The following is an 8741-nucleotide window of genomic DNA, read 5'->3' on the forward strand; positions in this document are numbered from 1 at the left end:
CATCAACTGCGTTATGCGCGAACGGACTCGCTCCCGCTGATTATCATGAATCCTGAATTTTTTCATCCACAATATTTGCGCTGCAATTCGAGCGGAAACACGACTCGCATAAATACACGAAGGGTGAATCCTAGCTAGATTTCGGCAGACGAACTACCCCATAACGCGTCGCCTTTTTCGGATTGGATCAGGATTTTTTGCAGTTGTCAAGCCCTTGCGCGCCGTTCCTCGCCGCACCATTCGTGCGTTATGAGGCAATCTTGCCGCACAAAGCACGAACGCGTTGCGGGTACGCCACGTAAACCGGAGGATGCCCGCGTTGTTCTGACAATAGAATAAGAGAAAAAAACGTGTGAAGTGCCTTTCTCGGCGAATGCTCAGGGTGCTTAGAGGCACCGGCAGGGGGCCGCGCTTGAACTCCCTCCGTATACGCGTTATGAGGCGATTTTGCCTCATAACGCCCGAACGGGTCGGCATAAGCCGACCGGTGCTTGGGTCGTCCTGGTATCAAGAAATGGCACAGTCGCTGTCATCCGCGGCGACCTACGGTACACCCGCCCGTCACAATTCAGGGCCATAGTTGCGCGCCCCCGCGGCCTGGGCGGCACCCGCGGCCGCGAGGTGTTCCAGGAAGGTCCGGGAGACCGTCGAGAGCTGTTTCCCCATCGGGTAGACCGCGTACCAGTGGCGTAGCAAGGGGAAGCCCTGCACGTCCAGGATGGCAAAGGCGCCGGATGCGACGTCCAGCGCCAGGGTGTGTTCCGAGAGCACCGCCAGCCCCAGACCGCCGGCCACCGACTGCTTCACCGCCTCATTGCTGCCGAGCGTCATACGGACCCGCGGGCGCAGCCGGTGGGAGGCGAAAAAATCCTCGGCGGCCAGCCGGGTACCGGAGCCCTGCTCGCGCAGGATGAAGTTCTCGCCTTCCAACCGGGCCGGATCGACCGCGCGCAATCCGGCCAGCGGGTGGTCGGCCGGGGCCAGCATAACCAGCGGGTTGTCCATGAAGGTCTGGACGACGACGCTGAGCCCCTCGGGTACCCGCCCCATGATGTAGAGATCGTCCTGATTCCGCACGAGCCGGTCCAGGATCTCATCCCGATTGATGACCTCCAGCGCCACCTCGATGCCGGGGTGCACGCGGCAAAACTCCCCCAGCAGTCGCGGTACCAGGTACTTGGCCGTGCTGACCATGGACACCCGCAGGCAGCCGCGCTCCAGCCCCTGGGTCTCGGCCAGATCAGTGGCCAACTGGGCCAGACGGCTCAGGATGTCCCGGCTGGCCGCGTCCACCAGCCGCCCGGCCTCGGTCAGAAAGAGCCGCTTGCCGATCTGTTCGTGCAGGGGCAACCCGACCGCTTCCGCCAACTGCTTGACCTGAATGGACAGGGCCGCAGGCGTCAGGTGCAGTTCCTCGGCCGCCCTGGTCATGTTCAGGTGACGGGCCAGCACCGGAAAGCTCCGGAGTTGATGGAGGGTAGCGTGGCGCAGTGTCATCCGGGTCGATCCTCACGTCTTAAACCGCTTAAACCGCGTCTAGCGCGAAATGTGTAATTTTCATGGTGTGTTCGGCCTTGGGGATTTCACCACCCTCGGTGAGACGCGGTTTAACTCTATATTTTTTCAACCGGTAAACCGCGCCGGCTCCAGCAATCGTCGAATCTGCCGGGGCCGATCCCATCCAAACACATCGCATACCGCGCCAGGCGCGGTTTAGCTAAACGTAATCTTAAGATCTATTTGCTTAACTTGAAGCATCGCGGACTCTAACCTGGCGCCATCCCGCTCCTCCCCGGCGGGCATCCGCCAGTGACCAAACTCAGGAGACCGCGATGGCTGTGAAGAAATATGAGGCCGGCGTAAAGGAATACCGGCACACCTACTGGGCGCCGGAGTATCTACCCCTGGATTCCGACATCCTCGCCTGCTTCAAGATCACCCCCCAGCCCGGAGTGGATCGGGAGGAGGCCGCCGCGGCGGTGGCCGCCGAGTCCTCCACCGGCACCTGGACCACGGTCTGGACCGACCTGCTGACCGACATGGACTACTACAAGGGCCGCGCCTACGCCATCGAGGATGTGCCGGGTGACGACACCTGCTTCTATGCGTTCATTGCCTATCCGATCGATCTGTTCGAAGAGGGCTCGGTCGTCAACGTGTTCACCTCGCTGGTGGGCAACGTCTTCGGCTTCAAGGCCGTGCGGGCCCTGCGGTTGGAGGACGTGCGCTTTCCGCTCGCCTATGTGAAGACCTGCAACGGCCCGCCCCATGGTATCCAGGTCGAGCGCGACAAGATGGATAAATATGGCCGGCCCCTGCTCGGCTGCACCATCAAGCCCAAGCTGGGCCTCTCCGCCAAGAACTACGGCCGGGCGGTCTACGAGTGCCTGCGCGGCGGTCTGGACTTTACCAAGGACGACGAAAACGTCAACTCCCAGCCCTTCATGCGCTGGCGTGACCGCTTCCTGTTCGTGCAGGACGCCATCGAGACCGCCGAGGCCGAGACCGGCGAGCGCAAGGGGCATTATCTGAATGTGACGGCCCCGTCGCCGGAGGAAATGTACGAGCGGGCCGAGTTCGCCAAGGAACTCAAGAGCCCGATCATCATGCACGATTTCCTCACCGGCGGCTTCTGCGCCAACACCGGACTGGCCCGCTGGTGCCGCAAGAACGGCATGTTGCTGCACATCCACCGCGCCATGCATGCGGTGGTCGACCGCAACCCGCACCACGGCATCCATTTCCGCGTCCTGGCCAAGGCCCTGCGGCTGTCCGGCGGCGATCACCTGCACACCGGCACCGTAGTCGGCAAGCTGGAAGGCGACCGCGAGGCCACCATCGGCTGGATCGACTTGCTGCGTGAGTCGTTCGTGCCCGAGAACCGCGCCCGCGGCATCTTCTTCGATCAGGACTGGGGCTCCATGCCGGGGGTTTTCGCCGTCGCGTCCGGCGGTATCCACGTCTGGCACATGCCGGCCCTGGTGGCGATCTTTGGCGACGACGCCGTGCTCCAGTTCGGCGGCGGCACTCTGGGTCATCCCTGGGGCAACGCGGCCGGCGCCGCGGCCAACCGGGTCGCCCTGGAGGCCTGCGTCGAGGCCCGTAACCGCGGTGTGGCGGTGGAGAAGGAAGGCAAGGCGATCCTCACCAAGGCGGCGCAGAGCAGCCCGGCGCTCAAGATCGCCATGGAGACCTGGAAGGAGATCAAGTTCGAATTCGACACGGTCGACAAACTCGACGTGCAGAACCGCTGATTCCATTCACCACGACTGATCAGGTAACCACCATGGCCGACATGCAGGACTACGAATCGACCCCCAAATACGGCACCTTCTCCTATTTGCCGGAATTCACCGCCGAGCAGACCCGGGAGCAGATTGCTTTCATTATCAGTCAGGGCTGGAATCCGGCCATCGAGCACGTGGAGCCCCACCGCGCCGGAAAGTATTTCTGGTACATGTGGAAGCTGCCCATGTTCGGTGAGCAATCGGTGGATCGGGTCCTCGGTGAAATCGAGGCTTGCCACCGTGCCCATCCCGCCAACCATGTGCGGCTGATCGGCTACGACAACTTCTCCCAGAGTCAGGGCCTGCAGTTCGTCGTCCACCGCGGCCGGTAAATCCGCCGATAGCCCGCTCCGTTGCCGATCCCTCTGGTTCGGCCGGTCCGCACCATACACGAGGGAGATTTGAACATGTCTGGTCCCACGCCCACCACCGCGCTGAGCGGCAAGGCGCTGGCGCTGGCGCGACGCCGCGACCAGGCGCAGCGCGGCGGTCGCGCCCAGTCCTCGTCCGCCGGGGCGCGCAACGCGCCCAGGGCGGCGGCATCGGTGCGTCCCGAACCCGCTTCCAGGCCAATCGGCGTCGATCCAGTCACTGCACCGGCTCCGGTGCAGACCTTCGACGCGCCCGTCGGCCTGGCCCCGGCGTCCCCGAGCGCGGTGCCGTCCGGAGTGTCAGCGGGCGGGGCGACCAATGGCCGTGATCTTGCCCGCGCACGCCGGGCAGCGCAGGCGCGGGCCGGTGCTCAGGGGATGCCTTCCCGTCCGGCCCGGCAGCGCGGCGGCACAACCGCATTCGCCAGATCCTCCCTGGCGGCGCCTCTGGTGGCCCCGGCGGCGCTGAGCGAATCAGGCAGCGTCGACGCGGAACCGGCCGGCAGTGGGGGACCAGACACCGGGGAAGCGGATCAGATCCTGGACGCCATTTGCTCGCTGGTCGAGACGTCTTCGGAGGATGAGGGGTTGCCCGCCTCAGTCCGCGAGCTGTGCCGCGAGCGTCGCCGGAACCTCTCCCACCGGGGTCAGGCCGCCCTGCCCGCCAGCCCGCGCGGCCTGGCCGCAGGGCGCGGGTCCGCCCGGATCCGCCCCGGTGCGGCCGGGCCCGCGGTGTCCGTCCGCGATCTGGCCCGCCAGCGGCGGGCCGAGTTGGGCAAGAACGGCCGCGGCACGCCGTCCGACTATCGGCCCAGCGGCCGGGTGCGCCCGCCCGCCCCGGCCAAGGTCGCGCTCGGCACCACACTCTCCGGCAGCCCCGTCACCGGGACCCTGGTGGAACGCAACCCGAAGGTCACCGGCAATGAGCCGGGCACCTGCCGGGTGATCACCGGCACCGAATACATCGGCGCCGAGCAGTTCGACCAATTCTGCGGCACCCGGCCGCTGCCCCCTGTCCCCAAGGTCGGCGTGAGCGCGACCAGCCAGGGCCAGCGGATGACCGGTACCGAGGTCGGGCGCTCGCCGCGCGTGACCGGGGACGAGTCCGGGGCCTGCCGTTCGGTCACCGGCACCGAGTACCTGGGGAGTGAGGCCCTCGCCGATTTCTGCCCCAGCAGCCCCGGCAACACGATGCTGCCCGCGCGCCCGGCGAAGGTCGCCGTTGGCGCAACCGAGCGCAAGGGTCTGGTCGTCACCGGCACCGATGAAGCCCGCTCCGGGGCGGTGACCGGCGCCGATGCCGGGGCCCGGCACGCCGTCACCGGGTCGCAGTACGCCGATGCCGGTCTGGCCCGTCTGACCATCAACGGCCCGCCGTCCAAGGTCGCGCTGACGCACACCCTGGCGGGCCGCCCGGTGTCGGGCACGGAGGTCGGGCGCTCGGTCAAGGTCACGGGTGACGAGGCCGGTGCCTGCCGGCCGGTGTCGGGGACCGAATATCTGTCCAACGAGCAGTTCCAGACCATCTGCCGGACCCGTCCGGAGCCGCCCCCGCCCAAGGTTGGCGAGGACAGCAGTCGTGCCGGTCAGCGGATCACCGGTAACCTGGTGGATCGTTCGCCCAAGGTGACGGGGAACGAGCCCGGCGCGTGCGAGCGGGTGACCGGCTCTCAGTATGGCCAGACCAGCCTGTGCGACGGCGCCCCGGTCAAGGTGTCCGCAATGCACACCCTGGCCGGACGGACGCTGACCGGCACCGCGGTGAGCCTTGGAGCCGATTCGATCCCAAACTTGGGCCCAAAACTGACCGGTGACGAGCACGGAGAGTGCCAGCCCGTCACCGGGACCGAGTACGTCGGTCAGGAGCAGTACCAGGCGTACTGCGAAGGCACTCCCGCCCCCCGTGCGGACAAGGTCGGCGTGAGCCGGACCGAGCGGGGACAACAGGTGTCCGGCGTCATGCTCGGGCGCAGCCCATTGGTCACCGGGAACGAGCCCGGCAGCGCCAGCGCCATCACCGGCACGCCCTACGGCGGCGGCCCACGTCCAGGCCAGTCCGATGGCTGCGCCTGCGGCGGGGCCTGTGGTTGCGGCGGGGCCTGCGGCGGCCACGCGGCGGCGGATGCGTGGGTGGAGACGGCGCCCGCGGCTCCGGCCCCGGCCGCCCGCCGTGTCCCGCGCTATCTGGCGCCGGCCGATCAGCCGTTGCCGTACGCCGAACCCCGGCCGCCGGCCGCCCCGGGCCCGGCTGACTTCAGCATCGTCTCCCCGGCGCGGGCAGCGCGCGGACGCATCACCGGCAATGCACTCGGCAGCGTCGGCAACGGCGGCCTGAGCCGGATCACCGGTCCGGTCAATCTGGCCGCGGGCCTGGTCTCCGGCACCCCGGAGTTCCGCTATCGGGACGAACAGCCTATGGACTTCCACGCGCCGGCCTTCAGTGCGCCGACAGCGGTCGCGGCGCCAACGGCCGTGCCGACGGAAGAATCCGTCGGCCGGATCACCGGTGAGGGCCGGGACAGCGGGCGGCGCATCACCGGCGATGACTGGGCGCGCAGCGGGCGGGTCACGGGCACCGAGGGCCACTGGGCCCAAGGCCGCAACCTGACCCTGCGCGGCGAGAACCGGCTGCCCATGGCCGCCGGCGCCTGGGGCAATAAGGATCTGGAGCGCCCCGCGGCACCGCCCCCGGCGCGGGTCACGGGCAGCAGCGGCGGCAACACCAAGGGGACCTGCGTCACCTACTCGGGCGGGGCCCGGGGCTAAGCGGGAGTCGGATGGACCATGAACACCCGTAATGCCTATGCACTGCGCGCCCGCACGGCCACTGGGACCCGCCCGGCGGCGGCCGCGGTCGCCGCCGGCACGCCGCTCGCCCGGCCCCTGCCGGCCGTCGGCGGCGGCGCCGCGGCGCCGGCCGGCGCGTCGTCGGCGCTGGGGTCCCATGCCCTGACCGACCGGGCCGCCAACGCTCGGCTGGCCTACTGCGAAGAATCGGTGAAGGGCCGCTTCGACGCCATCGTCCCGGCCCTGCAAGCCATCGCCGGCCTGCCGCGTGATGCGGACTTCCCGGAGCGGGCCCAAGCCCTCGCCCAGGCGCGGCTTGGTTATGCCCTGCCCGAGTCGGTGCTGGCCTCGGCCTGGATCGCCGGGCCCGATCTCAGGGCGCTGTTCGCGCACTGCACCTTCGGCGCCTTGCGGGCGGCCATCGCACAGTTCACCCAGGATCTCCTGGCCCAGCGCGAGACCGCCCGCGACGCCAGCAACTTTTTTCTGGATTGCGGCTTCCACGCGGTCGACATCAGTCCCTGCGCGGATGGACGACTCAAGGGCCTGCTGCGCTACATCCTGCGCCTGCCGCTGTCCTCGTTCACCTGGCACAAGGCCTACGCCGGCGCCCTGTTCGACATCGAGACCGACGTGCGCCACTGGATGGCGGCCGAGTTGCGGCGCTACCGCGAGGGCGTGCCCAGCACCGCCGACGCCAACACCCGCTATCTCAAGGTGGCGGTCTATCACATCAGCGGCTCGGCCCCCGGTCAGGAGGGCTGCGCGGCCCACGGCAGCAACGAGCACCGGGCAATCGATGCGGCGCTGGAGCGTCTGAATCAGTTTCGGCAGGCGATCGAGAACTCCTTTTGCTGCGGCGCCGGCACCGATCTGCTGCTGATCGGGGTGGATACCGATACCGATGCCATCCGCATCCATACCCCGGATGCCGAGGGCGCGCTGAATGCCTATCGCTATGTGGATAACGCCCAGGTCTTTCGGGATACCCAGGGCCTCTCGGCCGATCAGGCCCGACTGGCCGTCCATGAGGCGATCCGCGCGGCCGCCGCCACCGCCGGCTGGGGGGCCGGCACCGGTGAACCCCACGAGGGGATGCGCCGACTGATCGCCAATTTGTTGATCAACAACCTGTCTCAGATCGACTACGTGCAGGCGCTGTACGACGGCTGCTACCCGGATGTGGGCCACGCGGAGCGCTACATCAGCGTCGGCGACGGCTTCGAGGAGGTGCAGTTACGCAACATCTCCTACTACTCGCACTTGCATACCGTGGAGGAGGGCGCGGCGCATCTGGACGTCGGTATCAAGATCTTCAAAGGGCTGAACCTCAAACGGGGCCTGCCGATCCCGGTCGCGGTGCACTACCGCTACGACAGCCAGGTGCCCGGTGCCCGCGAGCGCACCATCGAGAAGGTGCGGCGGGTCGCGGCAGCGATCGGCGCGCGCTATCCGGACCTGTCCGGCCAAGGCCTGCTGATCTGCCAGTTATCGGTGCAGGACCGGCCCGCGGGCAGCCCGCTCGAACTGGTCGACGGAGGGACGCTATGAAAATCATGCAGGTGGAAAAGACTCTGGTCTCCACCAATCGCATCGCCGAACTGGGCCATCGGCCCCTGCTGGTGGTGCGCGAGAAAGCTGGCGGCGCCCGCCAGGTCGCGGTGGATGCCATCGGCTGCATGCCCGGCGACTGGGTGATCTGCGTCGGATCCTCCGCCGCCCGCGAGGCGGCCGGCAGCAAGGAGTATCCCTCGGACCTCACCATCGTCGGCATCATCGACCATTGGAAAGGGGACTGACATGGAAATCATGCAAGTGACCTCCGAACTGGTCGCCACGCGCCGCGCGCCGGGTCTGAAGAATCTGTCCCTGCGGGTCCTCACGGACGCGCGCGGCGCGCTCAGTGTCGCCTGCGACCCGGTCGGGGTCCCGCCGGGCAAATGGGTCTTCACCGTCAGCGGCTCCGCCGCCCGGTACGCCGTCGGCGATGTCCAGGTGCTGACCGACCTCACCATCGCCGGCATCATCGACCGGTGGGAGGAGGGCAGCGGCCAATGAGCTAATTCACGAGGCAAGAGCAAGTCAAACCCAATCGTTGTCGTTGTCGTTGTCGTTGTCGTAATCGTAATCGGAATAGCAACTGCAATTCGGAGCAACGATGCGGAGAATCAGGGCGCTGCGATAACTTCGATTACGACAACGACAACGACAACGACAACGAAAATGCCGCTACTGGTCCGCATCCACCTCCCGACCCAGATGCTCACCCTGTGCGAGGGCGAACAAGTCCTCGCCC

The 8741-nt window shown here is 67.4% G+C and carries 6 protein-coding genes and 1 pseudogene; 6 read left to right on the forward strand and 1 reads right to left on the reverse strand.

Going from position 1 to position 8741, the window contains the following annotated elements:
* Positions 1-561: 561 nt before the first annotated feature.
* Positions 562-1497, reverse strand: coding sequence for a LysR family transcriptional regulator (locus QZY03_RS13255; protein ID WP_295581746.1), 936 nt, complete (start codon positions 1495-1497; stop codon positions 562-564).
* 335 nt (positions 1498-1832) lie between these two features.
* Here QZY03_RS13255 and QZY03_RS13260 point away from each other — a divergent pair, with 335 nt between their 5' ends.
* From QZY03_RS13260 to QZY03_RS13285, 6 genes and pseudogenes are all read left to right on the forward strand, one after another.
* Positions 1833-3254, forward strand: a complete 1422-nt coding sequence (locus QZY03_RS13260; RefSeq protein ID WP_020504481.1) for a form I ribulose bisphosphate carboxylase large subunit — start codon at positions 1833-1835, stop codon at positions 3252-3254.
* Between the two features lie 32 nt (positions 3255-3286).
* Positions 3287-3619 (forward strand): ribulose bisphosphate carboxylase small subunit, encoded by a 333-nt coding sequence (locus QZY03_RS13265; RefSeq protein ID WP_295581749.1) that lies wholly within the window; start codon positions 3287-3289, stop codon positions 3617-3619.
* A gap of 75 nt (positions 3620-3694) precedes the next feature.
* Entirely contained in the window at positions 3695-6424 is a 2730-nt protein-coding gene (locus tag QZY03_RS13270; protein WP_295581750.1) for a CsoS2 family carboxysome shell protein, read from the forward strand.
* Positions 6425-6442: 18 nt separating this feature from the next.
* Complete coding sequence (locus tag QZY03_RS13275; protein WP_295581752.1) at positions 6443-7996, forward strand: carboxysome shell carbonic anhydrase; 1554 nt, start codon at positions 6443-6445, stop codon at positions 7994-7996.
* The gene (locus tag QZY03_RS13280; protein WP_295581754.1) at positions 7993-8244 is read left to right on the forward strand and encodes a carboxysome peptide A; all 252 of its coding nucleotides are present in this window, start codon (positions 7993-7995) and stop codon (positions 8242-8244) included. The genes QZY03_RS13275 and QZY03_RS13280 overlap by 4 nt, the downstream gene beginning before the upstream one ends.
* Before the next feature lies 1 nt (position 8245).
* Positions 8246-8491, forward strand: a pseudogene (locus QZY03_RS13285) (carboxysome peptide B); the annotation flags it as partial.
* Positions 8492-8741: the final 250 nt, after the last annotated feature.

It is taken from the genome of uncultured Lamprocystis sp. (genome assembly GCF_903933125.1).
In the GTDB taxonomy this organism is placed as follows: domain Bacteria; phylum Pseudomonadota; class Gammaproteobacteria; order Chromatiales; family Chromatiaceae; genus Thiodictyon.

Bases quoted from the DNA above. Each gene is read 5' to 3' on its own strand.
- QZY03_RS13255 (WP_295581746.1), bottom strand. From the start codon at position 1,497: ATGACACTGCGCCACGCTACCCTCCATCAACTCCGGAGCTTTCCGGTG.
- QZY03_RS13260 (WP_020504481.1), top strand. From the start codon at position 1,833: ATGGCTGTGAAGAAATATGAGGCCGGCGTAAAGGAATACCGGCACACC.
- QZY03_RS13265 (WP_295581749.1), top strand. From the start codon at position 3,287: ATGGCCGACATGCAGGACTACGAATCGACCCCCAAATACGGCACCTTC.
- QZY03_RS13270 (WP_295581750.1), top strand. From the start codon at position 3,695: ATGTCTGGTCCCACGCCCACCACCGCGCTGAGCGGCAAGGCGCTGGCG.
- QZY03_RS13275 (WP_295581752.1), top strand. From the start codon at position 6,443: ATGAACACCCGTAATGCCTATGCACTGCGCGCCCGCACGGCCACTGGG.
- QZY03_RS13280 (WP_295581754.1), top strand. From the start codon at position 7,993: ATGAAAATCATGCAGGTGGAAAAGACTCTGGTCTCCACCAATCGCATC.